Origin of the sequence: Pelomonas sp. BJYL3 (genome assembly GCF_027257975.1) — a bacterium.
Taxonomy (GTDB): domain Bacteria; phylum Pseudomonadota; class Gammaproteobacteria; order Burkholderiales; family Burkholderiaceae_C; genus Roseateles_B; species Roseateles_B flavus.
Genome location: NZ_JANZKX010000001.1, coordinates 1,050,206 through 1,076,480, shown reverse-complemented (window position 1 = coordinate 1,076,480; position 26,275 = coordinate 1,050,206). Strand labels below are relative to the sequence as shown.

Annotated in this window: 19 protein-coding genes; 11 read left to right on the top strand and 8 right to left on the bottom strand. The window is 69.0% G+C overall.

All coding sequences use genetic code 11. The features are described 5' to 3' along the window. Complete coding sequence (locus tag O9Y01_RS04760; RefSeq protein ID WP_269630329.1) at window positions 1-525, bottom strand: hypothetical protein; 525 nt, start codon at window positions 523-525, stop codon at window positions 1-3. Between the two features lie 183 nt (window positions 526-708). Here O9Y01_RS04760 and O9Y01_RS04755 point away from each other — a divergent pair, with 183 nt between their 5' ends. Then, window positions 709-1,281: an EcsC family protein gene (locus O9Y01_RS04755; RefSeq protein ID WP_269630328.1), complete on the top strand. Its 573-nt coding sequence runs from the start codon at window positions 709-711 to the stop codon at window positions 1,279-1,281. A 1-nt stretch (window position 1,282) separates the two neighbouring features. Here O9Y01_RS04755 and O9Y01_RS04750 read toward each other — a convergent pair whose 3' ends face one another. Continuing rightward, the gene (locus O9Y01_RS04750; RefSeq protein ID WP_269630327.1) at window positions 1,283-2,521 is read right to left on the bottom strand and encodes a patatin-like phospholipase family protein; all 1,239 of its coding nucleotides are present in this window, start codon (window positions 2,519-2,521) and stop codon (window positions 1,283-1,285) included. Between the two features lie 170 nt (window positions 2,522-2,691). Between O9Y01_RS04750 and O9Y01_RS04745 the strand changes: the two genes are divergently transcribed. Continuing rightward, window positions 2,692-3,195: a 3'-5' exonuclease gene (locus tag O9Y01_RS04745; RefSeq protein ID WP_269630326.1), complete on the top strand. Its 504-nt coding sequence runs from the start codon at window positions 2,692-2,694 to the stop codon at window positions 3,193-3,195. A gap of 131 nt (window positions 3,196-3,326) precedes the next feature. Further along, the gene (locus tag O9Y01_RS04740) at window positions 3,327-3,761 is read left to right on the top strand and encodes a universal stress protein (RefSeq protein ID WP_269630325.1); all 435 of its coding nucleotides are present in this window, start codon (window positions 3,327-3,329) and stop codon (window positions 3,759-3,761) included. A 52-nt stretch (window positions 3,762-3,813) separates the two neighbouring features. On the opposite strand, the gene O9Y01_RS04735 is transcribed toward O9Y01_RS04740, so the two are convergent. From O9Y01_RS04735 to O9Y01_RS04715, 5 genes are all read right to left on the bottom strand, one after another. Further along, the gene (locus tag O9Y01_RS04735; RefSeq protein WP_269630324.1) at window positions 3,814-4,344 is read right to left on the bottom strand and encodes an outer membrane beta-barrel protein; all 531 of its coding nucleotides are present in this window, start codon (window positions 4,342-4,344) and stop codon (window positions 3,814-3,816) included. Between the two features lie 169 nt (window positions 4,345-4,513). Next, window positions 4,514-5,821 (bottom strand): alanine racemase, encoded by a 1,308-nt coding sequence (locus O9Y01_RS04730; protein WP_269630322.1) that lies wholly within the window; start codon window positions 5,819-5,821, stop codon window positions 4,514-4,516. Beyond that, the gene (locus O9Y01_RS04725) at window positions 5,814-7,313 is read right to left on the bottom strand and encodes a D-arabinono-1,4-lactone oxidase (RefSeq protein WP_269630321.1); all 1,500 of its coding nucleotides are present in this window, start codon (window positions 7,311-7,313) and stop codon (window positions 5,814-5,816) included. The genes O9Y01_RS04730 and O9Y01_RS04725 overlap by 8 nt, the downstream gene beginning before the upstream one ends. Then, entirely contained in the window at window positions 7,310-7,675 is a 366-nt protein-coding gene (locus tag O9Y01_RS04720; protein ID WP_269630320.1) for a c-type cytochrome, read from the bottom strand. Before O9Y01_RS04720 ends, O9Y01_RS04725 begins: the two co-directional genes overlap by 4 nt. Beyond that, window positions 7,675-10,128, bottom strand: a complete 2,454-nt coding sequence (locus tag O9Y01_RS04715) for a TonB-dependent receptor (protein ID WP_269630319.1) — start codon at window positions 10,126-10,128, stop codon at window positions 7,675-7,677. The genes O9Y01_RS04720 and O9Y01_RS04715 overlap by 1 nt, the downstream gene beginning before the upstream one ends. A 327-nt stretch (window positions 10,129-10,455) precedes the next feature. Between O9Y01_RS04715 and O9Y01_RS04710 the strand changes: the two genes are divergently transcribed. The 8 genes from O9Y01_RS04710 (at window position 10,456) to O9Y01_RS04675 (ending at window position 24,672) form a co-directional block, all read left to right on the top strand. Next, window positions 10,456-12,693 (top strand): type I secretion system permease/ATPase, encoded by a 2,238-nt coding sequence (locus O9Y01_RS04710; protein ID WP_269630318.1) that lies wholly within the window; start codon window positions 10,456-10,458, stop codon window positions 12,691-12,693. Next, window positions 12,690-14,162 (top strand): HlyD family type I secretion periplasmic adaptor subunit, encoded by a 1,473-nt coding sequence (locus O9Y01_RS04705; RefSeq protein ID WP_269630317.1) that lies wholly within the window; start codon window positions 12,690-12,692, stop codon window positions 14,160-14,162. Before O9Y01_RS04710 ends, O9Y01_RS04705 begins: the two co-directional genes overlap by 4 nt. Window positions 14,163-14,234: 72 nt before the next feature. After that, complete coding sequence (locus O9Y01_RS04700; RefSeq protein ID WP_269630316.1) at window positions 14,235-15,518, top strand: glycosyltransferase family 4 protein; 1,284 nt, start codon at window positions 14,235-14,237, stop codon at window positions 15,516-15,518. 12 nt (window positions 15,519-15,530) lie between these two features. Then, a complete protein-coding gene (locus O9Y01_RS04695) occupies window positions 15,531-16,118 on the top strand; it encodes a hypothetical protein (protein ID WP_269630315.1) in 588 nt (195 codons plus the stop codon). 499 nt (window positions 16,119-16,617) lie between these two features. Continuing rightward, window positions 16,618-19,488: a calcium-binding protein gene (locus O9Y01_RS04690; protein WP_269630314.1), complete on the top strand. Its 2,871-nt coding sequence runs from the start codon at window positions 16,618-16,620 to the stop codon at window positions 19,486-19,488. Window positions 19,489-19,622: 134 nt separating this feature from the next. After that, the gene (locus O9Y01_RS04685; RefSeq protein ID WP_269630313.1) at window positions 19,623-20,267 is read left to right on the top strand and encodes a TetR/AcrR family transcriptional regulator; all 645 of its coding nucleotides are present in this window, start codon (window positions 19,623-19,625) and stop codon (window positions 20,265-20,267) included. A gap of 179 nt (window positions 20,268-20,446) precedes the next feature. Then, window positions 20,447-23,896, top strand: coding sequence for an EAL domain-containing protein (locus tag O9Y01_RS04680; RefSeq protein WP_269630312.1), 3,450 nt, complete (start codon window positions 20,447-20,449; stop codon window positions 23,894-23,896). Window positions 23,897-23,931: 35 nt separating this feature from the next. After that, the gene (locus O9Y01_RS04675; protein WP_269630311.1) at window positions 23,932-24,672 is read left to right on the top strand and encodes a hypothetical protein; all 741 of its coding nucleotides are present in this window, start codon (window positions 23,932-23,934) and stop codon (window positions 24,670-24,672) included. A 24-nt stretch (window positions 24,673-24,696) separates the two neighbouring features. Here O9Y01_RS04675 and O9Y01_RS04670 read toward each other — a convergent pair whose 3' ends face one another. Further along, window positions 24,697-26,247: a malonate--CoA ligase gene (locus O9Y01_RS04670; protein WP_269630310.1), complete on the bottom strand. Its 1,551-nt coding sequence runs from the start codon at window positions 26,245-26,247 to the stop codon at window positions 24,697-24,699. Window positions 26,248-26,275: the final 28 nt, after the last annotated feature.

Here is a 26,275-nt window from a genome sequence, read left to right as displayed (position 1 = left end):
TCATTCGAAGGACTTCGGGCCGGGATAGCCCATCAGGGACCAGTGCTGCGGGGCACTGAAGAAGACGGCGCAGTGCAGGTCGCGCAGGGCCTGGTAGGCCTGCTCGCGCAGGCTGAGGCGCGAGTCGCGCATCGACTGCAGGGCCGCCTGCACGGCGGGCGTGGCGGCCTCGGGCCAGTCCGTGCCGAGGCCCGCCAGGCCGCGGCGGCCGGCGGCGCTGCTGAGCACCGTCAGCAGCTGGCCCAGTTCGGCCTGCATGGCCGGCGGGAAGCCGGCGATGGCGCCATCCACCAGGTCCAGATGGGCCTGCAGGGCGCGGCTGCGCTGGGTGGCATCGGCAGGCCAGGCGCTGTCCAGCACGGCCAGGGCGATGGCGCCCATCAGCGCGCGGCTGCGGGGGCTCTGGCGGACGGGGCCGTCGGCCGGCGTCTGGAGGCCGGGCTCGATGCCGCGCAGGCCGAGGCCGGCCAGGGTCAGCAGGAGTCCGCTGCCCAGGCCCAGCTTCATGAGGGTTCGACGTTGCATGGCGGTCGGCGAGGGCCCGCGGCGCACCGGTCTGGCGCGCCGGCACGGGCCGTGTGTATCCAAGTTGGGCTCAGCCTAGTCGCAAGAGGCCGGGCACACCAAGAGGGTGCACGCGTAGATAGAGTCTCCCGCCTAAATCCACGCCAGGCCTCGGGCCGGGGCTGGAGACGCCACAATGGCCCCATGAACACCCTGCCTGCCCTGCCGGAGGCCCATCGGGCCTGGTCGGATGCCCTGCTGGAGCTGGTGGCGCGCAAGCCCGCGTCGGACGAGGCGCAGCGCCCGCTGGCCGAGCGCGAGGCCCGGGCCCGCGCGCTGACCGAGGCTGCGGCGCGCAAGGCCGCCGCCACCGCGGCCGGCCTGGCCTTGCCTCCCGGGCCCCTGGGCTGGCTGACGGTCCTGCCCGAGCTGCTGGCTGTCTGGCGCATCCAGTCCCAGCTGGTGGCCGACGTGGCCGCCCTGCACGGCCACAGTGCCGAACTCGGCCGGGACCAGATGCTCTACTGCCTCTTCCGCCACACCGCGGCGCAGGCCGTGCGCGACCTGGCCGTGCGAGCCGGCGAGCGTGCCGGCCAGGCGGTGCTGCAGCGGGTGCTGCAGGCCATCGGCGTCAAGCTGGGCGAGCGCAGCCTGGGCAGCGCCGTGGCGCGCTGGGTGCCCCTGGCGGGTGCGGCCGGTGTGGGGGCCTATGCCTGGTGGGACACCCGGCAGGTCGGGCGCAGCGCACAGGCGCTGTTCGCCTCGCTGCCGGACTGACTCAGCGCCCGGCGGCCAGCGCCGCCTGCGTCTGCGTCTGCGTCTGCCCCGCGCGCTGCGGGGCCTGGTCCCAGCCGAAGAAGGCCAGCACGCGCTCCTTCTGGGCCAGCGTGTCCTGCTCCCCCAGGTCCATCAGGGCCTGGGTGTAGGGGGCCTCGAAGAGCAGGTAGCTGGCCAGGGCCGCGCCCTGGCCCTGGCCTTGCTGCACGCCCACGGCCCGCAGCAGCAGGCGGATGGGCTTGGGCAGGTCCTCCACATGCTTCGCAGCGAGGTCGTCCAGGCGCTGGCTGGGCGAGATCACCAGGCATTCAATGGGCTGCAGCGGGCTGTACTTGCGGCTCTCGGCGGGCATCAGGGAGAGCGTGCGGTTGATGCGCTGCATGCGTTCGATGTCCACCGCCAGCGCGTCCAGGAAGATGCTGGACAGCGCATGGCCCGCGATCTGGGCCAGGCTGGGATAGCCCTGGTCGGGCGTCCGGCGGCCCTGCGGCTCGTGCATGCGCCCGGCGCCGATCACCAGCAGGCGCTTGGCGCCCAGGTGGATGGCGGGGGACAGCGGCGCGCTCTGGCGCATGGAGCCGTCGCCGAACCAGCCGCGGTCGGTCTCGCTGCCCAGCTGCTTGGCCGGGAAGATGAAGGGGATGGCCGCGCTCGCCAGCAGGTGCTGGTGGTTCAGCTGCGCCGGCACGGCCAGGCGCTGCGAGCGCACCCAGGGCTCGATGGGCCGGGCGCTTTGATAGAAGGTCACGTGCTCGCCGCTGCTGTAGCTGGAGGCGGTGACGGCCAGGGCGTGCAGGTGGCGCCGCCCCAGGATGGCCGGCAGGCGGTCCATGGGCACGAGCTCGTGCAGCAGGTCCTGCAGCGGGTCGTTGTTGAGCAGGGACTGCGGTCGCAGCCGCGCCATGGCCCAGCCGAAGGACATCATGGTCAGCCAGCGCGCGCCGCTGCCGGCCACGCCCAGCGAATCGCTGCGGTAGACCTGCTCGGCGCGGAAGTGGCGCCACACGTGGGCGAGTCGCTCCACCGCGCCGTCGAACTGGTCCGCCCCGCAGGCCAGGGCCGTGCCGTTGATGGCACCGGCCGAGGTGCCCACGATCACGCCGAAGGGGTTGCTGCGGCCGCTGCCCTCGCCCTGGGCCTCGCGCCGCAGCCGCATGAGGGTCTGCAGCACGCCGACCTGGTAGGCCGCACGGGCACCGCCTCCGCTGAGGACCAGTCCGGTCAGGGGAAAGTCGTGCATGGTCTTGCCGGGCCTGCCTGAGCCCTTGCTGGGAAAAGGCCATTGGACACCGCCGCGCCACGGCCGGGGGTCCTGGCTTGCCCCGAGCGCCCCCGGATCCGGTGACTCCACACGCTGTGCGCGCCCGGCAGGCGGCCTACACTGTGCCCATCCCTCCTGCCCACCCGCCCATGCTGCTGCCCACCGTGCTCGACGTGGAAGCCTCCGGCTTCGGCCGTGGCAGCTATCCCATCGAGATCGGCTTCGTGGAGCCCGCCGGCGCCCTGTTCTGCACCCTGGTCCGGCCCGCGCCGGCCTGGCTGCACTGGGACCCTGCCGCCGAGACCCTTCACGGCATCAGCCGCGAGCTGCTGCAGCGCCACGGCCGGCCGGTGGACTGGGTGGCCGCGGAACTGAACCGCCGCCTGGCCGGCCAGACCGTCTACTGCGACGGCTGGGCCCATGACTATCCCTGGGTCGCCCGGCTCTTTGACGAGGCTGAGCTGAACCCGGCCTTCCGCCTGGAGGACGTGCGCACCCTGCTCAGCGAGCGGGAACTGGGCGGCTGGGACCACAGCCTGCGCGCCCTGCGCGAGGAGCTGCGCCCTGATCGCCACCGTGCCAGCAGCGATGCCCGTCTGCTGCAGCTGTGCGTGCAGCGCGTGCGCGCGGCACCGCTGCCGGGCCAGGCTTGAGCTGAATCAATCGAAGCGGGCTTGCGGCCCTGGCCTGCTTGGGCGCGAGCCGCGGCAGGGCTAAGCTCGGCCTGGCACGCGCCCGCTGCGGCCGGCACCCCGAACCCTCTGCACAGATCCAGGAGCTCCCCATGTTCCAGCGCATCCTCTTCCCGACCGACGGTTCCTCCACCGCCCTCAAGGCCTGCGGCGTGGCCGTGGACATGGCGCGCCGCTACGGCGCCACCCTGCAGGTCGTCAGCGTCATCGACCCGGTGCCCTTCGTGGCCTTCCCGGAAGGCGGCGGCGAGGCCCTGGCCTACTACCTGGAGGCCGCGGAGCAGGCGGCGAACGAGGGCATCGCCCAGGCCCGCCAGCAGGCCGAGGCGGCCGGCGTGCCCTTCGAGAGCCTGATCCTGCGCGAACACGGCCCGGCGGTGGCGGTGGTGGAGCAGGCACGGGCCAGCGGGGCGGACCTCATCATCATGGGCTCGCATGGCCGCCGCGGGCTTGATGCGGTGATCCTGGGCAGCGTGGCGCAGAAGGTGCTGACGCTGTCGCCGGTGGCGGTGCTGATCGTCAAATGAAAAAGCCGGGCACCAGGCCCGGCTTTCAAATCAGCGATGCTGATTCAGGACATCAGAACTTGAAGTCCACGCCCACGGTCAGGGCGCTGGCGTCGGAGGCCAGCTTCTGGAATTCGGCGCGGATGTTGGTTTCCTTGCTCACGGCGTAGCGGACGCCGAAGCCCACCAGGGCCTTGGACTCGCTGCTGCTGTTGCTGTTGCCGTTGTAGCTGGCCTTGGCCTTGAAGGAGCTCACGCCCAGGCGGCCGAAGACGCTGAAGTCATTGCCCACGGGCAGGGAAGCCAGCATCGAAGCCTGGATGGCCGAGCCCTTCACTTCAACGGACTTGGTGCCCACGGAGACCGTGTTCTTGCCCATGCCGCGATAGCCCAGTTCGAACGAGAGGGTCTCGTTGAGCTGGTAGCCGCCGAAGATGGAGTAGGTCGTGTCCTTCCAGTCGGCCATGGTGACGGTGGTGCCGCCGATGACTTCGGTGTGACCGTCGATCTTGCCGCGGCCGATGTCGGCGCCAGCGTAGAAGTCGCCAGCGAAGGCGGGAGCGGCGAATGCGGCGGCCATGGCCAGGGCCATCAGTTTCTTCATGAGTTTTCCCTCTTGAGTTGAATGCTTGTCTTGCCGGCGGGCTGTGCCGCCGGCCAGTCTTGGCATGCCGCCCCGGGACGGGGCCGAATGCAAAGTGCGCGCATTCTAGGCATGCCCGGGAGAGGCATGACTGAAGTCATCGGCGCCGGCGCCACACCCCATCGGGGGATCAGGCGGAGGCGGGCAGGACGGGCCAGGCGCCGGTGATGCGCTGGCCGTCGAAGACCAGCAGGTCCCCGAACTGCAGCAGCAGGGCCTCGCTCTGGCGGGGCCGCCAGAAGACCAGCTGGTCGGCCTGCAGCTCCACCGAGTCGCTGGCCACCATCACCTGCTGGTTGGAGCTGGGGCCGTAGAGCCCGCTGGCCTGCAGCCCCGGCGGGGAGACCGGGTCGGCCAGCCAGTGGCCGCCGTGGATGGCGTAGCCGCGTTCCTGGTTGCGGTCCCAGGCCTGGGCCGCGCGGCTCAGCCAGGTCGCGCCCTCGGGCAGGCGAAAGCGCGGCCAGGCCTTGAGCACGGGCGTGGCGATGAAGAGGGCGGGCTGCAGGTCGGACAGCAGGGGCTTGTCGAAGTCCGAGGGCAGCACGGCCGCGGAGCCCACCGAGACCTCGTTGGGCACGCCCTGGCCGTCATGCAGGCGGAAGGTGGGCGAGCCGGCGGTGTTGAGGGTCAGGTCTTGCCGGCGCTGCGGGCCCAGCAGCTGCTGCGCCAGCGCCCAGGCGCGCTCGTAGCGCTGGCGGGCCGTCGCCCAGGCCGTGCTGCGCATGCCCGCGACGTCCGGCAGTGCGGCCACGTGGGCGTCATAGCCCATGAAGCCACGCCACTGCAGGCCGGGAGAGGACTTGAAACTAGCCAGGGCGCGTCCCAGGCTGGCTTCGTCCTCGAAGCCGCCGCGGTGCAGGCCTACGTCGATCTCGAGGTTGATGCGCAAGACCTGACCCCGGGCCTGCGCGAGCTGGCGGTACTGGGCCAGTCGCGCCTCGGTGTCGACCAGCCATTCGATGGCGGCGACGCGCGGCGGCGGCAGCTGGTCCAGCAGCTGCGCGGCGGCGGCCACGGGGAAGGGCTTGCCCAGCAGCACCTGGGCGTCCGGGCGGGCCTGCAGCAAGGCGGCGGTCTGGGCGGCGTTGAAGGCCATGACCTTGCGGCTGCCCCAGGCGCTGGCGACCTCATCCATCAGGGGCAGGCAGGGCAGGGACTTCAGCACGGCGCGCAGGGCCATGCCGGTCTTCTGCTGATGGGCGCCGATGCGGGCAAGGTTGGCGCGCAGCCGGGGCAGGTCCACCACCAGGCGGGCCTGGGCCAGGCCCTCAGCCTGCAGGGCATGGGACAGGCCCTGGAAGTAGGGCTCGGCGGGGCCGCCGCGGTCGGCAGGGCGGGCCAGCCAGGCGCTCCCGGCGGCCAGCAGGGCGCCGGTGCCCAGCCAGCGGCGGCGGCTCCAGCGGCGGTTCCAGCGTTGGGGCGGGGGCGTCTCAGGCACGGGGGGCTCCTGCGAAGATCTGCTGCAGATGGCTGTTGAGCAGGCGGCCGCGCGGGTCCAGCTGCTCGCGCAGCTGCTGAAAGTCCTTGAAGCGCGGATACAGCGCGGCGAGCTCGCGCGCGCCCAGCGTGTGCAGCTTGCCCCAGTGCGGGCGGCCGCCGTGGCGCTGGAAGATCGGGCCGATCTCGCCGAGCAGGTAGTCATGGGCCTCGCCGGCCTTGGCATGCACGGCCACCGAGCAGCTGTCGCGCTCGAAGAAGGGGCTCAGCCAGGCGTGGTCGGCCCGCACCCAGCGGAACTCCAGCGGGAAGAAGACCTCGTTGCGCTTCTCGAGCTGCGCCACCACGGCCCGCAGGCAGGGCAGGCCCTGCTCGCGCGGCAGGTGGTACTCCGTCTCGTTGAAGCGCGTGGGGCGCGCGGTGGACAGCAGCTTGTGGGACCAGTCCAGCGCGTGCTCGGTCTGCGCCGGGTCGATGAGCTTGGCGGCGGCCCAGCGCCGCAGCTGCGGCCAGCGGCCCAGCCAGTCGCGCAGCTTCTGCAGGTCGGCCAGCACGTTTTCGTCGGCGCTGTGCGGGCGCTCGGGCGCGCCTGGCGGCACCTCGATGTGGGTGATGCCGGCCGCGTAGCCGGTGAAGGGCAGCACATAGAGCTCGAAATGCCGGCTCTCGCGGGCCAGGGTCGGCGCGCGCTCCAGCAGGGATTCGGTGCGCTCCAGCCAGACCTTGCGGCGCAGCATGTAGCGGGGCCGCACGCGCAGGGTGTACTCGGTGATCACGCCCAGGGCTCCCAGGGAGACGCGGGCGGCATCGAAGAGCTCGGGCTCCTTGAGCCGGCTGGCCTCCTTCAGTTCGCCCTGGGGCGTGAGCAGGCGCAGGGCCTGGACCTCGGCATGCAGGGCCGGCAGGGTGAGGCCGGTGCCATGGGTGCCGGTGGACAGCGCGCCGGCCAGGGTCTGCACGTCGATGTCCGGCTGGTTGTGCAGGGCCAGGCCTTGCGCGTCCAGCTCGCGGGCCAGCGTGCCCAGCCGGGTGCCGGCCTTCACGCGCACGGTCATCGCGGCCTTGTCCACCTCGACGATGCCGCTGAGGCGGTCCAGGGAGATCAGGGTGCCCGGCGTGGGCACCAGGGCGGTGAAGCTGTGGCCGGCGCCCACGCAGCGAATCGGGCCCTGGAGCGCGGGCAGGCTGGCGGCCAGCTGCTCCTCGGACGTGGGCAGCAGCCAGGCGGCCTCGCAGCGCTGCAGGCCGGACCAGTTCTGCCAGGCGCGCGCAGGCTGGGCGGCCAGCGGCGGGATGGCAGGGGCGGCAGGCGCGGCGGAGGCCGCCGTGCCGGCAGCCGGCACGGCCGGACGCTGGGGTGCACGGGGGCGGGGTGCAGCAGCGGCGCTGGCCGCGGGGGCCGCGGAAGCCGCCTCCGTCTGTGCCAGCGCGGGCAGGGCCAGGCCGCCGCCCAGGGCGGCCGCGGTCTTGAGGCAATCGCGTCGTGAAGTCATGGCGAGGGGCCACTCATGAAACGGGTCAGGGATTCGAGGTCCTGCGGACTGCAGTCGGCGCAGAGGCCGCCAGCGGGCATGCCGCCCTTGCCGGCCTGCACGCTTTGTACCAGCGCGGGCAGGCCGCGCTCCAGGCGGGCGGACCAGCTGGGCGCATGGTGGCTCAGCGGGGCGCCGCTGTCGGGCCGCGCATGGCACAGCACGCAGGCCTGCTCGTAGCGCTGGGCCAGGCGGGCGTCGGCGGGGCGGGCCCGTTCGGCACGCTCGACGTCAGCGGGGCCGGGCGGCTGCGGCGCCTGCCCGCAGGCGCACAGCAGGGCCGCGGCCAGCAGCGCCAGGCCGTGGGGCCAGGTCTTGCCCATCAGTAGCTCACCCGCGCTTCCAGGGCCAGGCTGCGGGGCCGGGCGAGGGTGGCGTAGGCGGCGCCCAGCGGCGTGGCCTCGTACCAGACCCGCTGGATCTCGCGCCGGTCCAGCAGATTGCGGCCGACCAGGGCCAGGCCCCAGCGGGCATCGGCCGATTCCCAGGCCAGGCGGCCGTCCAGGCGCTGCCGGCTGCCGCCCACGCGCCAGCCCTGGCCCTGCAGGCACAGGCCCTGCACATAGGACTCCTCGCTGCAGCGCGTGGCGCTCTGGTGGCTCCACTGCAGGCGCAGGCTCGCCAGGCCGCCGCTCATGGCCCAGCCATGTTCGAAGCCGGCGCTGGCCTGGACCTTGGGCGCGCCCGCGGGCTGGCCGTCCAGCGCATGGCCCAGGCTGCTCTGGCCGTGGCGGTAGGTCTGGTCCAGCCACTGCACATTGGCGAAGAGCTGCCAGCTGCGGGCGGGCTGCCAGCGCAGGTCCAGGTCGGCGCCGTGGGCCTGCTGGTCGCTGATCGTGACCTGGTAGGCGGGAATGCCGCCGCCGGCGTTGGGCACCAGCTGCAGGGTCTGGAGGTTGTCGAAGCGGTACTGGAACAGCGAGGCCGCATAGCTCAGGCCCGCGTCTGCCCACCGGCCCTTGGCGCCCAGCTCGATGTTGCGCACATGCTCGGGCTCGTAGACCGAATTGACCTGCAGGCTGTTGAAGCCGCCGGCCTGGTAGCCCTTGCTCCAGGATCCGTAGACCATCAGGTCCTGGCTCAGGCGGTGATCCAGCACCAGGCGCGGGCTGGCGTCATGCCAGCGCTGGCGGCGCTCCACCGGTGCGGTGCTGGCGCCGCTGGTGGCGATCAGCACATTGCCCGCCATGGCGCCCTGCAGCTGCGCGGCCTGCTCCTCGCTCAGGGCGCCGGCCGCGACCAGGCCGGGGAAGAAGCCGGCGGCGTCCAGCGCCGCCAGCTGCGCATCCAGCCCCGGCGCGCTGCGCAGCGGGTTGGACCAGCTGAAGGTCTTGCGGTCCTGCGTCAGGCGCAGACCCGTGGTGAGGCGGGTGGCGGGGGCGAGCGTCCAGATCAGGTCGCCATAGACGGCCACGGCGCGGAAGGCGCCGCGGTTGTCCATCTGCTCGTGCCAGGCCTGCTCGCGCAGGTTCAGGCCGGGGATGCCCACGGCGTCGATCAGGCCGTTGACCGTGCTGAACAGCGGCAGGCCCAGAACATTGCCGGAGAGGGTGTCCAGGGCGGTGGTGCTGCTGTCCACGTCCGCGCCCTGGCGGGCCTGCTCGCGGTAGAAGCTCAGGCCGGCCATCCAGTCCACGAGGCTGTTCTTGCCGCTGAGGCGGAACTCCTGCTGCCAGCTGGTGTTGCCCTCGCGGTTGGTGGTGGCCAGGTAGAGGGCGGGGTTGGCGGTGCCGTCGTTGTCCTGGCGGTTGCGGCTGTTGAAGTGGCGCCAGGCGGTGAGCGACTGCAGCTCCGCGCCCGCCAGCCAGCCGCCCAGGGGCCAGCTCAGGCGCAGGGTGGCGCCCTGGTAGTCGCGGGATTCGCCCTGGTCGGCGACGTCGTTGCGCCAGGGCGTGGTGAGCGGGTTGGCATAGCTCGTCGGGTCGGCAGGAAAGGGCGGCACGCCCGATTGCAGCGGGACCAGGCCGATGGCCGGACGCGCGTTCTGCTTCAGCGTCTCCTGCTCCAGGCTCAGCACGGCGCGGGCGGACTCGCCCTGCCACAGCAGGCTGGCGCGCAGGCCCCAGCTGTGGTCGCCACCAAAGCGCTGGCCCGTGCCGGCGTCCTGCGTGAAGCCGTCGCTGCGCTGGCTGACCAGGGTGGCGCGCAGGGCGAGGTCGGCGTTGAGCGGTTCGTTCACCAGCAGCTGCACATCCCGCTGGCCGCGCTCGCCCAGGCGCAGCAGGGCGCTGCCCTTGCGCTCGAACTCGGGCTCGTTCGTCACGATGCTGATCGCGCCGCCGGCGCTGTTGCGGCCGAAGAGCGTGCCCTGCGGCCCCTTGAGCACCTCGATGCGCTTGACGTCGTTGAAGTTGAGCAGGGCACCGCCGGTCTTGCCGGCATAGACGCCGTCCACATACATCCCCACCGGCGAATCGGTGCCGATGCCGAAGTCCAGCGTGCCGATGCCGCGCAGGCTCAGGCTGGGCTGGGTGGCCTGGGTGGTGTCCATGGCAAGACCTGGCACCGTGGCGGCGATGTCGCCCAGATTGGCCGCCCCGCTCTTCTTCAGCTGCTCGGCGCCCAGCACCTGGATGGGGATGGGCACGCTCTGCAGCTGCTGCACCCGGCCCTGGCCGGAGACCACCACCGCCTCCAGCTTGGCCTTGTCCGCGCTCTCGGCCGGCTCGGCGGCCTTCGCACCCGCCTGCTGGGCCGCCAGCGCGCCGATGGCCAGGCACAGGGCGTGGGGCAGCAAGGTCTGACGCCGCTGCAGGCGCCGGTGGATCGTGGGCATGGGCAGTCTCCTGGTGGCCGGGGTGGCTCCTTAATGTAGTTATGACTATATTTAATGAGAAAGACTTCCGCTCTGGGGCAAATGCGCATGGATGCGCGGGGGGAGGGCTGCGTACTGTCTCGACTTGGATCAATTCGGCGGTAGTTTTCAGCCGATTTGTTGAGTTCTATTGCTGGATACCCCCAAAAGTGGGAGGCGAGGGCGAACAGCGGCTGGAACAATTTGCGACTTTGCGACGCAGCCCTGAAGGGCGGCGCGTCGCTATCGAATTCAAAGACGGTGCCAACTGACACAAGAGCTGCCGTCAAAGCGAGGAAATTGCTGGATATGAGTTCCACAGGGGGGGAAGTTCCGCCGCCGCATGCCTGCCTCCAGGCCCTGGCCATCATCGCCCGCCTGCACCAGGTGCCGGCAGAGCCGCAGGCCCTGCGCCATCAGCTGGGCCTGGGCGAGCATCAGGCGGGCTCCACGCAGGACCTGCTGCTGGCCGCCAAGCACCTCGGCTTGAGCGCCAAGCTGAGCCGCAGCAGCGCCGAGCGGCTGGGCCTGGTGCCCCTGCCGGCGCTGGCCCTGATGAAGGACGGCCGGGTGGTGGTGCTGGCGCAGACGGACGGCCAGCGGGTGCTGTTCATGGACCCGGCGCAAGGCGCCGCCGGTGCGGGCGTTGACGCCGGCGCCCGGCCCACCATCGAGCCGCTGGCCGACTTCGCCGCCGCCTGGTCCGGCGAGCTCATCCTCATCAGCAGCCGCGCGAGCCTCGCCGGGGCGCTGGCCAAGTTCGACTTCAGCTGGTTCGTCCCCAGCATCGTCAAGCACCGCCGGCTGCTGGGCGAGGTGCTGCTGGTGTCGCTGTTCCTGCAGCTCTTCGCGCTGGTGAGCCCGCTGTTCTTCCAGGTGGTGATGGACAAGGTGCTGGTGCACAAGGGCCTCTCGACGCTGGACGTGCTGGTGATCGGCCTGGTGGTGATCATGCTGTTCGAGAGCACGCTCACCGTGCTGCGCAGCTATGTGTTCAGCCACACCACGAGCCGCATCGACGTGGAGCTGGGCGCGCGCCTCTTCCGCCACCTGATGCACCTGCCGCTGGCCTACTTCCAGGCCCGCCGCGTGGGGGACTCGGTGGCGCGGGTGCGCGAGCTGGAGAACATCCGCCAGTTCCTCACCGGCAATGCGCTGACCCTGCTGCTGGACGTGCTGTTCTCGGTGATCTTCATCGCGATGATGCTGGCCTACAGCGGCACGCTGACGCTCATCGTGCTGCTCTCGCTGCCGCTGTATGCCGCGGTAAGCCTGGTGGTGGTGCCGGTGCTGCGTGCGCGGCTCAACGAGAAGTTCGCCCGCAGCGCGGAGAACCAGAGCCTGCTGGTGGAGACCATCACGGGCATCCAGACGGTCAAGGCCAGCGCCCTGGAGCCGCAGATGGCGCGGCGCTGGGACGAGCAGCTGGCGGCCTACGTGGCCGCGAGCTTCCGCACCCAGACTCTGGCCCAGTACGCCAACGAGGCCGTGAACCTCATCGGCAAGCTGGTCAACGCCGCCACGCTGTGGTGGGGTGCGCACCTGGTGATGGACGGCCAACTGACCCTGGGCATGTTCATCGCCTTCAATATGTTCGCGGGCCGCGTGGCGCAGCCCATCATGCGCCTGGCCAATATGTGGACCGAGTTCCAGCAGACGGGCCTCTCCATGGCCCGCCTGGGCGACATCCTCAACACCCGCACCGAACTCCCGGCGCACAGCGCCAGCCCGCTGCCGCGCCTGCAGGGGCGCGTGGCGCTGGAGCGCGTCACGTTCCGCTACCGGCCCGACGCGCCGCCGGTGCTGCAGGAGCTGAGCCTGGAGGTGAAGCCCGGTGAGGTGATCGGCATCGTGGGCCGCAGCGGCTCGGGCAAGAGCACGCTGACCAAGCTCATCCAGCGCCTCTATGTGCCCGAGGCCGGCCGCGTGCTGGTGGACGGGCAGGACATCGCCCTGATCGACGCCGCGCAGCTGCGCCGCCAGGTGGGCGTGGTGCTGCAGGACAACATGCTCTTCAACCGCAGCGTGCGCGAGAACATCGCCATCGCCGACCCGGCTGCACCGCTGGAACTGGTGATGCGCGCGGCGCAGCTGGCCGGGGCGCACGAGTTCATCAGCGAGCTGCCCGAGGGCTATGACACGGTGGTGGGCGAGCAGGGCGCGGGGCTCTCGGGCGGGCAGCGCCAGCGCATCGCCATCGCGCGGGCGCTCTTTGCGCAGCCGCGCATCCTGATCTTCGACGAGGCCACCAGCGCGCTGGACTACGAGAGCGAGGCCATCATCCAGCACAACATGCGCCAGATCTGCCAGGGGCGCACGGTCTTCATCATCGCCCACCGGCTCAGCGCGGTGCGTCACGCCGACCGCATCATCGCGATGGAGCGCGGCCGCATCGTGGAGATGGGCTCGCATGAGCAGCTGCTGCAGCGCCCCCAAGGGCTTTACGCGCATCTGTGGCGCATGCAGGCGCAGGGCGGGGTGGATGCCGAGGAGGCACCCGTCGTGGAGCAGCCGCATCCCTTGCAAACGGCCGGGAGGACGGCATGAGCACGGCACCGGAGACCACCGTGAACGCTGCTACGCCAGCCCAGGCCAACAACACCCCACGCCACCCCGTGCGCGAACTGCTCGCCCGCTACGCCGCCATCTTCCGCGCCGCCTGGGCCATGCGCGAGGAGCTGGCCGGCCCCAAACGCCTGGCTGACGAGCGCGCCTTCCTGCCCGCCGCGATGGCCCTGCAGGAGACGCCCCCGCACCCCGCGCCGCGCCGCGCGGCCTGGGTGCTGTGCGGGCTCTTCCTCATCGCCCTGCTGTGGGCCTGCCTGGGCCAGCTGGACATCGTGGCCGTGGCGCAAGGCCGCATCATCGTCAGCCAGCGCAGCAAGACCCTGCAGCCGCTGGAGACCAGCGTGGTCAAGGCCATCCATGTGCAGGACGGCGCCAAGGTGCAGGCCGGGCAGCTGCTGATCGAGCTGGACGCCACGCTCACCGCGGCCGACGCCAGCCGCGTGGCCCAGGAGCGCGCCGCTGCGTGGTCCGAGAAGCTGCGGGCGCAGGCCGTGCTACAGGCGCTGGGCGGCGGGCCGCTGCCCACGCTCAGCCCGGTCCCCGAACTGAGCACCGCCGAGCTCGCCGCCGCGCGCACCCAGCTGCGCAGCGACTGGTCGGACATCGCCGCCAAGCAGGCGCGGCTGCAGGCCGAGCTCGCGCGCCGCCAGGCCGAGATCCGCACCGCCGAGCAGACCGTGGCCAAGCTGCAGACCACGCTGCCCCTGGCCCAGGCCCGGGAGAAGGACTACCAGCAGCTCTCCACGCAGGGCTTCATGTCCAGTCACGCGGGGCAGGACCGCACGCGCGAGCGCATCGAGCTGGAGCGGGACCTGGCCACTGCGCAGGCCCGGCTGCAGGAGGCGCAAGCCGCGCTGAAGGAGAGCGAGCACGGCCGGCTGAGCTTCGTCGCCGAGACCGAGCGCAGCTGGCGCGACCGCCTGGCGCAGGCTGACCTCAAGACCCGCGAGCTGGGCGAGGAAGCCGTCAAGGCCCAGAAGCGCGATGCCTTGACGCGGCTCACCGCGCCCGTGGCCGGCACCGTGCAGCAGCTGGCCGTGCACACGCCCGGTGGCGTGGTGACGCCTGCGCAGGTCTTGCTGGTGCTGGTGCCGGACGACTCGGAAGTCACCGCCGAGGTGGTGCTGGAGAACAAGGACGTGGGCTTTGTGCGCGAAGGCCAGGTGGCCGAGATCAAGCTCGAGACCTTCCCCTACACCCGCTACGGCACGGTGGAGGCGCAGGTGCGGCACATCAGCGCCGATGCGGTCAACGACGAGAAGCGCGGCGCCATCTTTCCCGCCACGCTGGTGCTCAAACGCCACCAGCTGAACGTGGACGGCAAGACCATCAAACTGGCCCCGGGCATGAACCTCACGGCCGAGATCAAGACCGGCAGGCGCCGCGTGATCGACTACCTGCTGAGTCCGCTGCAGCAGCATGTGCAGGAAAGCCTGGGAGAGCGCTGAGCGCGCCCCCACGCCCCCTCACTTTTCCTATGCCTGGCCCGCCTCCCGCGGGCCCTCCTGTCTGCCTCACGCATGCGCATCCTGCTCATCCACCAGAACTTCCCCGGCCAGTTCCGCCATGTGGCGGCGGAGTGGGCCCGCCGCCCGGGCTGGCAGGTCGTCGGCATCGGGCGGGACACCGCGCCGGGCCTGCCTGGCCTGACCGACATCGGTACCGGCGCCGGCGCCCTGCGCCTGATCCGCTACAAGCCCCATCGCGGCGTGCACCGCGAGCAGCACCACTACCTGCGCCGCATGGAAGACGCCGTGCTGCACGGCCAGGCCGTGGCGCGCGTGCTGCTGCAGCTCAAGAAGGAGGGCTTCACGCCCGACGTGATCCTGGCCCACCCCGGCTGGGGCGAGACGCTCTACGCCAAGGACGTCTTCCCCCACACCCGCCTCGTGCACTACTGCGAGTGGTTCTACAACACCCCGCCGCTGGACGGCCTGGACCAGCTCGACCGCGCCACCTGGCCCTATGCCGACGTGGGCTTCGACCCCGAGTTCCCCGTCACCTTCGATGACCTCGCCCGCATCCGCAGCTGGAACGCCCTGCACCTGCTGAACCTGCAGAACTGCGATGCCGGCATCAGCCCCACCCACTGGCAGAAGGCCCAGCATCCCGCGGCCTATCTGGACAAGATCACGGTGGCGCACGAGGGTATCGATACCGAAAACCTGGGCCCGGACCCCAACGCCGTCATCAAGACCCCCAGCGGCGAGGTTTTGCGTGCCAACGATCCCGACAAGCCGGTCATCACCTATGTGGCGCGCAACCTGGAGCCCTACCGCGGCTTCCACACCTTCATGCGGGCGCTGCCGGCGGTGCAGCGGGAGCATAGGAATGCGCATGTGGTGATCGTGGGGGGCGACGACGTCAGCTATGGCGCGCGGCCCAAGGACGCCAAGCACTGGCGCGAAAAGATGCTCGCCGAGGTGGGGAACCAGCTGGACCCGACGCGCACGCACTTCCTCGGCAAAGTGCCTTATGCGGACTACAAGCGGGTGCTGCAGGTGTCGTCAGCGCATGTGTATTTGACCTACCCGTTTGTGCTGAGTTGGTCGTGTTTGGAGGCGATGGCGACAGGGTGCTATCTAGTGGGCTCAGATACGGCGCCGGTGAGGGAGGTGCTGGATCCGGAAGCGGAAGGGCACCGCGGGATGCTGGTGGATGGGCTCAGGCCGGAGGCAATAGGGGGCGGCCTGGCGCAGATACCGCCTATTAGTCAAGGCACCGGAGGCCAGCAACTGCGATCGGTTGCTACTGCAAGAAAATACGGGAGATCTTTCTTTAAGATTTTTTGTGATTCAAATTAATCAGAGGGTGTTGTGAAATATATATTTTGTCTACTGCTTGCTTTTTGCGCATCCAGCTGCTTATCAGCTGGCGATGCGGACCGTTCTGCACCGAATGTTGTACTCAGAGAGTTTATAAGGATTGGTAATCTAAAAGGCGTGCCTAGTCGATTGTTTTTTGAGGATTTGTTCGGGTCGCCTGTTGACTGTGGCTTCGATCCTGAAAAGTCCGAAGGCTCTATTCCTAGTTCTCAGGAATGTGATGTGGAGGTGGGGCGGCATAAATATCGAGTGAGCTGGCGGGCAGTATTTTACGAGCACCGAAGGTATTCTCAATATTCTGGCTTTCGGATGTATTTTCTATACAAAGCCGATGCTCCCGTCCATTTGCATGAAATGTACCGCGAGATGGAGGGGTGGACTTCGATACTGAGTAATCATCAGAAAAAATTCTACAGAACTCCATGTGGTACTTCTGAATCAAAGCCCGACGGGATGGGCGCGTGGGGCTTTTCTATCGAAATTGACTCAATAAGAGATGGCTATTTATGTACTGGCACGTTGCGCGGCTTTCAGTTTAATTATGGGATTGACATGGAGGGTGATGTAAATGGCAATTGAGACACCAATTGAGTTTCTTCAAAGACTGCTCGACGGAGCTACGACTGAGTATCAGCGGCAGTACATTCGTGCGCTGATTGAATAGTTGAAGGGTGCTCCAATTAGAGTGGTTTGGGGTGAGCCCGGTAAATATTCTGAGACGCGTGAAGATGGGTGCGGAAATTTTACAATTTCAATGCGACCAGATCAGAACGATGGTCGACTGCTATCTGATTTCTCTCATGAAATTGGACACGTCCTGTTTAGGAGATACAAGAAGGCTGAATTGACGCGCGCGGAATCGGATAGGGATCTTGCAGGGTTGGCTGATGCGATTGCTAGTCGAGAGGCTATGGCTGTCGCATTTCAATATACTTCTGGCTTGTCTGCCCCAGGTGAAATGGGGTATATAAGATATAGCGATGCGGAAAGAATATACCTGGAGTTTGCTTCGAAGCCGGGTCCTGCGGAAACTTATGATTCGTTTATGAATGGGCTGGCGGCTGCATATAAGAGGCAAATGCAGAAGCAGCCGGATACTATGCGAGCTATTCAAGTTCGGGCGCTTGAACATTTGTACGGCCGCCGGCCTGGTGAGAAGAACATTCAGACGATGCCAGAAACAGCTGTTGAAACTGATCTGTATGACACGGACGGCGATCTTTCGCTTCCTGATGACGGCGGATCAGACGGCGGTGGCGGCTCGGGCGGCGACGGCGGCTCGGGCGGCGACGGCGGCGATGGTGGCTCGGGTGGCTCGGGTGGCGCAGGCGCCGGCAGCGGTGCCGGTGGCGATGGCGGCGGGCATGGCTCCGCTGGCGGTACAGGCGCGGGCGGCGCAGGAGCTGGCTCTGCCGGCAGTACGCCCCCTCGCAGGGATCCCCTGGTGCTGGATCTGGACGGTGACGGCATTGAAACCACCGGCACCAGGACGGGCGCCGTGGTCCTCTTTGATCATGATGGTGACGGAGTCAAGACCGGCACGGGCTGGGTGCTGCCTGACGACGGCTGGCTGACACTGGATCGCAATGGCGACGGCGCCATCAACTCCGGGCGCGAGCTCTTTGGCGTTGATACGCTCAAGAAAGATGGAAAGTTCGCCACAGATGGCTTTGATGCTCTCGGTGATCTGGATGACAACGGCGATGGGAAGATCGATGCGCTTGACGCAGCTTTTGCCCAGCTGAAGGTCTGGCGTGACTTGAATCAGGATGGCGTGAGCCAGGCTGAAGAATTGATCGGTCTGGCCTCCTTGGGTATTTCTTCGATTGGGGTCAATCCCAAGGCAGTTCGAGTGGATCTAGGCAACGGCAATATTCAAACTGCGGCCGGCGTCTTCACTCGAGCTGATGGGGCCGCCGGGGTGGCGGGCGAAACCAACGGTGCGGCGGCCAACCTGGATTTGCTGGTCAATACTTTCTATCGAAAGTTCACTGACCGCATTCCTCTTACGGATCTGGCCAAGCGCCTCCCGTCGCTTCGCGGTTCCGGACGGGTGCGGGATCTCAACGAGGCTGTGAGCCTGTCTCCTGAACTTGGTCGACTGCTGGGCGAATACTCCCGGCTGGCCACTAGGGGGATGCAGGCGGATCGCCTGGACGCTTTGCTGGAATCCTGGGCCAAGACGTCTGACCTCCAGCCGCTAAAGAGCCAGGCGGAAGCGCTGGCTTCGCGCGGTGTCAAGCTCGCCTACAACTTGGCAGGACTCACCGCAGGCACCCCGGCATATGAGGAATTCCTGCGCAAGCTTGGCGTGGTCGAGCGCTTCATGGGGTTTACCTATGGTGGTGCCGGCGGACAGCCGCGATTCACCGCGTTGACCGGTAGCGAAGGACTGATGAGCGTCTCCCTGTCGGCGGAGCAGGTGGCGAACATCAGCTTGGCCTACGAGCGCTTCAAGACGGACGTGTACGAATCACTGCTGCTGCCGACCCGGTACGCCAGCTTCCTTGTCGATCCTGCCAAGAAGGATGGACGCTATGACTACGCGCGTTTGCAAGCCTTCTTTGATGCCTACATTGAGGTGTACCCCGTAGACGGCATCGTCGCGCTGACGGAGTTCATCAGCGCCTTTGGCGAAAAGAAGGCGTTGTTGCAAGGGTGGGACAGCATTGCATACCTGCACGCTAAGTTGATTGCCATCCCCGACGCCGCCAAGGTCAGTGCATTCACAGAAGAGCTGAGCAGCTGGACTGTGCGTTTCGCCTCAGCGGCCGACGGCAACCTCATCGGTGGTTCGCGACCTGACCTGATGGTGGGCAATGATCAAGACCAATCCATTGACGGGCGCGACGGCAATGACGTGCTGTCGGGTGGCAATGGCAACGACACCGTCCTGGGCGGCAACGGCTCTGATCTGCTGACCGGCGACCAGGGGAATGACGTCCTGTTCGGCGGCAATGACGACGACACGCTGGACGGAGGGGCAGGCAATGACACCCTGGGTGGCGGCTTTGGCGCTGACACCTTGCATGGTGGCGAAGGAGCCGATGCGCTGTATGGCGACGACGGTGACGACGTGCTCCAGGGCGGCACCGGCAATGACACGCTGGACGGTGGTCTCGGCAAGGACACCTTCGTCTTCGCCTCCGGCTTCGGGCAGGACGTGCTGAACCAGAACGACGGCAGCAGCGGCCGCTGGGACGTGGTGAAGTTCACCGACCTGGCCAGCACGGACCTGAAGAGCTTCGAGCGTGTAGGCGCCCACCTGGTGATCACCTTCAAGACGGGTGACAGCCTGAGCTTGACGAACTACTACAACAGTGACACCTGGTGGCAAGCGCGGATCAACCAGATCCAGTTTGCCGACGGCGTGAACTGGGACCAGACCGCGATTCGTGCCAAGACGGTGGCGCTGGTCGCGGGCGGCTCCGGCGACGACACGCTCAAGGCCCTGGCCGGCTATGCCAACCGCATGCTGGGCGACGCGGGCAACGACTCGCTCACCGGCGACAGCGGCCAGGACACACTGAACGGTGGCCTGGGCAACGACCTGCTGACCGGCGGTGCGGGCGCTGACACCTATGTCTTCGACAGGGGCTATGGCAGTGACCGCATCGTGGAGAACGACGCCACGGCAGGGGTCAAGGACGTGGTCCAGCTGGGCGCAGGCCTGTCGGCCGCCGACCTGACGTTCAGCCGCAGCGGCAACCACCTCGTGGCCTCGGTCAATGGCACGACGGACAGCCTGACCCTGCAGGACTGGTATCTCAACGCAGCCAACCAGGTCGAGGAGTTACGTTTTGCCAACGGTGACGTGCTGACCAACACCCAGGTCCAGGCCTTGGTGTCGGCCATGGCAGGTTTCTCCAGCGGCCCGGCGGTGCACTTCGAGGGCGACAGGCCCGCGTTGCATCAGCTGCCACAGCTGGGGGTCTCGACCATGGCGTGACGCGTTCATGCCGGCCGCTGATTTGCGGCCGGCTTGCGGTCCGTCCCGGCCCAGGCCGGCTTGAAATGGCCCGTCAAGGGCCATTTCCTTTTTTCAGCGCAGGCGTGCGCGCCTGCTCGCATAGACTCCCGCCCATGCCCGCCACCCGCCCCGCCGCCCCCGACCTCGAAGTGAAGAAGGCCCCCACCCAGGCCCGGGCGGTGGAGACCTACGAGCGCATCCTCGCGGCCTGTGCGGATCTGCTGGGCGAGGTGGGCATCGAGCGGCTGTCGACCAACCTGGTCTGTCAGCGGGCGGGCATTTCGCCGCCGGCGCTGTACCAGTACTTTCCGAACAAGTACGCCATCCTCCACGAGCTGGGCACGCGGCTGATGCAGGTGCAGAACGAGCTGCTGATGCCCTGGGCGGTGCCGGCCACCTTCCAGCTGCCGGAGCCGGAGTTCGCGGCCAGCGTGGCCGAGCTCTTCCTCAAGACCCTGGCCCTCACCGAGCGCATGCCGGCCGGCGTGTGGGTGACGCGGGCGCTGCGGGCCGTGCCCTCGCTGCAGTCGGTGCGCAACCTCTCGCATGATCAGGTGACGGACCTGCTGCTGCTGCCCTTCATGAGCGCCCATCCCGGGGCCGACGCCGTCCGGGCCAAGCTGACCATACGCCTGGCCATCGACGCCCTGTATGCCGCCCAGGAGCTGCTGTTCGACGATCCCAGTCTGGACGCCGAAGCCGTGGCCCTCGTCATGTCGGAGATGGTGGCCGCCCAGCTCTGCCGCCTGCGGGGCTGAGGCACCGGCGCCCCGAGGCGCAAGTCGCTGACGCCGTGCTGTCTTGCCCAGTCCTGGGCACCGGCTATTGCCTGGTTCCAGCCACTTCGTGAGACCATGGTCTCTCAAGTCATGACCCGACCGGTGGGAGGCTTCAGGCAATGACGGGATGGTTCAGGCGTGCGCTCCGGGCGTCGCCGGTGCAAGCGCGCCACGCAGGACTGGTCTGTCTGGCCTACCTTGCCTTCGCCCTGCTGTGGATCTTCTTCTCGGACCGTGCGCTGGAGCTGCTGGTCGACGAGCCGCAGCGTCTCGCCGCCGCCACAGCCAAGGGTTTCTTCTTCGTCTTCGTGACGGCCGCCCTGCTGTACCTGGCACTGCGCACCGTGCCCATGATCGGGGCGCAGGAACGCGAGACCTCCTGGGCGATGCGGGCCGGCGCGCAGTCCGCGGTGCCCTGGTACCTGCTGGCCCTGGTGCTGAGCCTGTCGGCGATGGGGGCGTACCTGGCCCTGGGCCCCGCGCTGGACGGGCGGCTTCTGGTCGGGCTCTTCATGCTGCCTGTGATGCTCAGCGCCATGCTGGGCGGCCTGGGGCCGGGCCTCTTCGCGACCCTCACATCCCTGCTGGCCGCCCTGCTGACCCTGTGGAAGCTGCGCGGCGGCTGGGCCCAGCTGCAGGCGCTGGACGGGCTGCAGCTGATGTTCCTGCTGGGCAACAACCTGGCCGTGAGCCTCCTGGCGGGGCGCCTGCGCGCCAGCCTGCAGGCCATGGCGGCCAACCGTCAGCTGCTGGCCGCGGTGGTGGACGGCACCACCGACGCCGTCTTCGTGAAGGACGCGCAGGGCCGCTATCTGATGGTCAACGAGGCCGCCGCGGGCTTTGTGGGCCTGCCCCGCGACGCCATCCAGGGGCGCACGGATGCCGACATCTTCCCGGCGGAGTCCGCCCGCATGATCCGCGCCCGGGACGAGGCGGTCATGGCCTCGGGCCTGACCAGCAACCATGAGGAGTCCTTGCGCACCCAGGCGGGCGAGGCCCTGGTCTTCCATGTGACCAAGGGGCCCTGGCGCGATGAGGCCGGCGCGGTGCGCGGGCTCTTCGGCATCTCGCGGGACGTCAGCGGCGAGGCGCGTCGTGAGCAGGCCCTGAGCGAGGCGGCCGCCGCCATGCGGGAGGCCCAGGCGCTGGCCCATGTGGGCAACTGGTCCTGGGACGTGACCCGGGACCAGCACCAATGGTCGCCGGAAGTCTTCCGCATCTACGGGCGGGACCCGGCACTGGGGCCTGCCGTCGTGCCGGAGGTCTCCCACTATTTCACGCCCCCGGGATGGGCGGCCATCGAGGCGGCGGTGCGCCGAGCGCTCTCGGACGGCACGCCCTATGAGGTGGACGCCGAAGTCCTGAGGACGGACGGCAGCCGGACATGGATCACCGCCCGCGGGCGGGCGATTCTCGACGAGGACGGCGCGGTGATCCGCCTGGTCGGCACGGTGCAGGACATCGGCGATCGCAAGCGCGCCGAGCTGGCCCTGGCGCTGCGCGAGGCCCAGCTCAGCCGCGTGCTCGAAGGCTCGGACCTTGGCTACTGGGACTGGAACGTGCAGACCAACGAGTTCCAGGTCAGCGCGCGCTGGGAGACCATGCTGGGCTACGAGCCGGGCGAGGTCGACGTCTCGGTGGAGAACTGGCCCCGGCTGGTGCATCCCGACGACTTCCCGCAGGTGATGGCCTCCGTGCAGCAGCACCTGGCCGGCGAGACGCACGCCCACGAGATGGAAATGCGCTGCCGCACCAGGGAGGGCGAATGGCGATGGATCCGCACCTCGGGCCGCGTGGTCAGCCGCGATGCCGAGGGCCGGCCGTTGATGATGTCGGGCACGCACACGGACATCACCGAGCGCAAGCAGCTGGAGCTGGCGCTGCGGGAGGCCGCCATGGTCTTCGACAGCAGCCTGGAGGGCATCATGATGGTGGACCCCCAGATGCGCATCACCAAGGTCAACGCCGCCTTCTGCCACATCACCGGCTACAGCGCGGAGGAGGCGCAGGGGCAGAGCCCCCGGATTCTGTCTTCGGGCCGCCAGGGCCCCGAGTTCTACCGCGAGATGTGGCGCGCCCTCGCCGCGCACGACGTCTGGCGCGGCGAGATCTGGAACCGCCGCCGCAACGGCGAGATCTATGCCGAGCTGCTGACCATCTCCTGCGTGCGCGACGCCAAGGGCGTGGTGCAGCACTACATCGGCGTGTTCTCCGACATCAGCCAGATCAAGAGCCACGAGGCCGAGCTGCACCGCATCGCCCACTTCGACCCGCTCACCGGCGTGCCCAACCGCCGCCTGCTGGTGGACCGCCTTCACCAGGCCCTGGCGCGCGCCGCCCGCAGCGAGAGCAGCCTGGCCGTCTGCTTCCTGGACCTGGACGGCTTCAAGGTCGTCAATGACGCCCATGGCCATGCCGTGGGCGACCGGCTGCTGATCGAGGTGACGCAGCGCATGACCCAGGTGCTGCGCGCCGAGGACACCCTGGCCCGGCTGGGCGGCGACGAATTCGTGATCCTGCTCACCGACATCAGCAGCGAGCTGGACTGCACCCTGGTGCTGGACCGCCTGCTGCAGACCGTCCAGCAGCCCCTGCGCATCGAGGGCCTGGAGCTGCGGGTGACGGTGAGCATCGGCGTGAGCCTCTTCCCGAATGACAACGCCGATGCCGACACCCTGATGCGCCACGCCGACCAGGCCATGTACCTGGCCAAGGAAGCCGGCAAGAACCGCTACCAGCTCTTCGACCCGGTCAGCGACCGCCGCGCCCAGTCCCACCGCGAGTTCCTGCTGCGTCTGCAGCAGGCCCTGGAGGCGCGCGAGTTCGTGCTGCACTACCAGCCCAAGGTGGACCTGGTGGACGGCCGCCTGCTGGGCGTGGAGGCCCTGATCCGCTGGAACTGCCCGGGCCGCGGCCTGGTGCCGCCGGGTGAGTTCCTGCCCCAGCTGCAGTCCAGCAGCCTGGAGCTGGCCGTGGGCGAGTGGGTGATCGAGGAGGCGCTGAGCCAGGCCCAGCGCTGGCGCGAGCAGGGCCTGGACCTGCGGGTGAGCGTGAACGTCAGCGCAGCCCATCTGCAGCAGCCCGATTTCCACGACAAGCTGGCCGAGGCCCTGCAGCGCCATCCGGGCCAGCCGCCCCGGCAGTTCGAGCTGGAGGTGCTGGAGACGGCGCAGATCGAGGACATGGACGCGGCCGTCGCCATCCTGAAGCGCTGCGGCGATCTGGGCGTGCGCTTCGCGCTGGACGATTTCGGCACCGGCTACTCCTCGCTCACCTACCTGCGCAAGCTGCCGGTGCAGACCCTCAAGATCGACCAGAGCTTCGTGCGCGGCATGCTGGGCAACGCCGATGACATGGGCATCGTCGAGGGCGTGATCCGCATGGCCCGTGCCTTCCGCATGGACGTGGTGGCCGAGGGCGTCGAGACCCTGGAGCATGGCCGCATCCTGCTGCAGCAGGGCTGCCGGCTGATGCAGGGCTACGGCATCGGGCGGCCCATGCCGGCGGAGGCGCTGGCCGGCTGGCTGCTGGACTGGCAGCTCGAGGCGCCCTGGCTGTCGCTGCAGACCCTGCCTTCCCGCCTGGAGGCCGTCGACCCGCTAGCATGAGCGCCAGTGAAGGCAAGGGCCGCGACGCGCGAGGTATGAGCTTGAAGAAATGGATCCTGGGCGGCTTCGCCCTGCTGGTGCTGCTGGCCCTGGCGATCGCGGCAGGCCTTTGGTGGCTGCATGGCAATCTGGACCGCCTGGTGCACCGGGCCATCGTGGAGCAGGGCAGCGCCCTGATCGGCGCCCCCATCGAGCTGCAGGGCGTGCACATCGATCCGCGCACGGGTGCCGGTGAGCTGCGCGGCCTGGTCATCGGCAATCCGCCGGGCTTCAGGACGCCGCACCTGCTGCAGGTCCGGCGGGTGCGGGTGCAGGTGGACGTCAGCACGCTGACGCAGCCGGTGATCCTGATCAACGCCGTGGAGATCGAGGCACCGGACGTGATCTACGAGAAGGGCGCCACCCAGACCAATATCGAGGCGCTGCAGACCCATCTGGCGCGCCAGCTGCAGAGCGGTGCGCCGCAGCCCTCGGCCTCGGGCGCCGCGCCGAAGAAGTTCATCGTCGAGCGCTTCCAGCTGCTGCGGCCCCAGGCCCAGGCCAGCGCGGCCTTCATGCAGGGGCGGACGGTGAGCCTCAAGCTGCCGGAGATGGACCTGCGCGATCTCGGCCGTGCCGAGGGCGGGCTGAGCGGCGGCGAGCTGGGCGCCCAGGTGGCCAAGGCCCTGCAGCAGCGGCTCAAGGCCTCCTTCTTCTTTGACCGCGCGCTGGAGTCCACCGGCGAGACCGCGCGCCAGGCTGGCGAGGCCCTGGGCAAGCTCTTCAAGAAGCGCTGAGCGCCTGGCGCCGGCAGCGCGGGGTCAGGTCTTGCCGAACAGGGCCTGGTGCTGGGCCCGCAGCAGGTTCTTCTGCACCTTGCCCATGGCATTGCGCGGCAGCTCGGACTGCACGAACACGGCCTTGGGTACCTTGAAGTTGGCGATGCGGGCCTTCAGCGCATCGATCAGGGCCTGCGGCTCGGGCGGCCGGCCGGGGCGCGGCACGACGATCGCGATCACGCCCTCGCCGAAGTCCGGGTGGGGCACGCCCACCACGGCGGACTCCAGTACGCCGGGCAGCTCGTTGAGAAAGCCCTCGACCTCCGCCGGGTAGACGTTGTAGCCGCCCGTGATGATGAGGTCCTTGCTGCGGCCCACGATGCGCACATAGCCCGCGGCGTCCTGCTGGCCGACGTCACCGGTCTTGAACCAGCCGTCGGGGGTGAACTCCTCGGCCGTCTTCTCGGGCATGCGCCAGTAGCCGGCGAAGACGTTGGGGCCGCGCACCTGGATGTGGCCGATCTCGCCGGGCGCGCAGGGCCGACCGGCGTCGTCGATGATGCGCAGGCCCACGCCGGGCAGGGCCGGCCCCACGGTGCCGCCGACGCGTTCGCCGCCCTCCCAGGGGTTGGACGTCAGCATGATGGTCTCGCTCATGCCGTAGCGTTCCAGGATGGTGTGGCCGGTGCGCTGCTGCCAGTCGCGGAAGGTCTCGATCAGCAGGGGCGCGGAGCCGCTGATGAAGAGCCGCATGCGGGCACAGGCCTCGCGCGTGAGCGAGGCCTCGGCGAGCAGGCGGACATAGAGCGTGGGCACGCCCATGAAGACGGTGGCCTCCGGCAGGCGCTGGATCACGGCGCGCGGCTCGAAGCGGCTGAACCAGATCATCTTGCTGCCGTTGAGCAGGGCGCCGTGCGAGGCCACGAAGAGGCCGTGCACATGGAAGATGGGCAGGGCGTGGATCAGCACATCCCCCGTGCGCCAGCCCCAGGCCTGCTGCAGCACGCGAGCATTGGAGAGCAGGTTGCCATGGCTCAGCATGGCGCCCTTGCTGCGGCCGGTGGTGCCGCTGGTGTAGAGGATGGCGGCCAGGTCGCCGGCCTGCCTGGCCACCGGCGTGTGCACGTCGCTCATCTGCGAGGCCCGGTCCAGCAGGGTGCCGGTGCGGTCCTCGTTGAGGGTGAAGACCCGCTGCGTGCCGGCCAGGAAGGCCAGCTTGGACACCCAGCCGAAATGCCGCCCGGCGCAGACCACCACGGCCGGCTCCGCGTTGCCGATGAAGTACTCGAGCTCCGCGGCCTGGTAGGCGGTGTTGAGCGGCAGGTAGACGTGGCCGGCGCGCAGCACGGCCAGGTAGAGCATCAGGGCCTCGACGCTCTTCTCGGTCTGCACGGCGATGCGGCTGGCGGGCGGCAGGTCCAGCGAGTCCAGCAGATTGGCCATCATGGCCGTGCCACGCTCCAGGTCCCGCCAGCTGTAGCGGAGGTGCTCGCCGTCGGCGCATTCGATGGCGCAGGCGTCGAGGTCCGCGGGGAAGGCGGCGCGCAGGGCGCTGAAGAGGTTGGCGTTGTCCGAAGGGGCGGCGGTACTCATGGGGCGGCATTGTGCAACGGGCGCCCGG

What these genes read in the sequence shown, in the direction of transcription:
- O9Y01_RS04720 (WP_269630320.1), bottom strand. Translation starts at nt 7,675, where the DNA reads ATGGGCAAGACCTGGCCCCACGGCCTGGCGCTGCTGGCCGCGGCCCTG.
- O9Y01_RS04670 (WP_269630310.1), bottom strand. Translation starts at nt 26,247, where the DNA reads ATGAGTACCGCCGCCCCTTCGGACAACGCCAACCTCTTCAGCGCCCTG.
- O9Y01_RS04740 (WP_269630325.1), top strand. Translation starts at nt 3,327, where the DNA reads ATGTTCCAGCGCATCCTCTTCCCGACCGACGGTTCCTCCACCGCCCTC.
- O9Y01_RS04700 (WP_269630316.1), top strand. Translation starts at nt 14,235, where the DNA reads ATGCGCATCCTGCTCATCCACCAGAACTTCCCCGGCCAGTTCCGCCAT.
- O9Y01_RS04725 (WP_269630321.1), bottom strand. Translation starts at nt 7,313, where the DNA reads ATGACTTCACGACGCGATTGCCTCAAGACCGCGGCCGCCCTGGGCGGC.
- O9Y01_RS04735 (WP_269630324.1), bottom strand. Translation starts at nt 4,344, where the DNA reads ATGAAGAAACTGATGGCCCTGGCCATGGCCGCCGCATTCGCCGCTCCC.
- O9Y01_RS04755 (WP_269630328.1), top strand. Translation starts at nt 709, where the DNA reads ATGAACACCCTGCCTGCCCTGCCGGAGGCCCATCGGGCCTGGTCGGAT.
- O9Y01_RS04690 (WP_269630314.1), top strand. Translation starts at nt 16,618, where the DNA reads ATGCAGAAGCAGCCGGATACTATGCGAGCTATTCAAGTTCGGGCGCTT.
- O9Y01_RS04685 (WP_269630313.1), top strand. Translation starts at nt 19,623, where the DNA reads ATGCCCGCCACCCGCCCCGCCGCCCCCGACCTCGAAGTGAAGAAGGCC.
- O9Y01_RS04710 (WP_269630318.1), top strand. Translation starts at nt 10,456, where the DNA reads ATGAGTTCCACAGGGGGGGAAGTTCCGCCGCCGCATGCCTGCCTCCAG.
- O9Y01_RS04675 (WP_269630311.1), top strand. Translation starts at nt 23,932, where the DNA reads ATGAGCTTGAAGAAATGGATCCTGGGCGGCTTCGCCCTGCTGGTGCTG.
- O9Y01_RS04760 (WP_269630329.1), bottom strand. Translation starts at nt 525, where the DNA reads ATGCAACGTCGAACCCTCATGAAGCTGGGCCTGGGCAGCGGACTCCTG.
- O9Y01_RS04715 (WP_269630319.1), bottom strand. Translation starts at nt 10,128, where the DNA reads ATGCCCACGATCCACCGGCGCCTGCAGCGGCGTCAGACCTTGCTGCCC.
- O9Y01_RS04750 (WP_269630327.1), bottom strand. Translation starts at nt 2,521, where the DNA reads ATGCACGACTTTCCCCTGACCGGACTGGTCCTCAGCGGAGGCGGTGCC.
- O9Y01_RS04705 (WP_269630317.1), top strand. Translation starts at nt 12,690, where the DNA reads ATGAGCACGGCACCGGAGACCACCGTGAACGCTGCTACGCCAGCCCAG.
- O9Y01_RS04745 (WP_269630326.1), top strand. Translation starts at nt 2,692, where the DNA reads ATGCTGCTGCCCACCGTGCTCGACGTGGAAGCCTCCGGCTTCGGCCGT.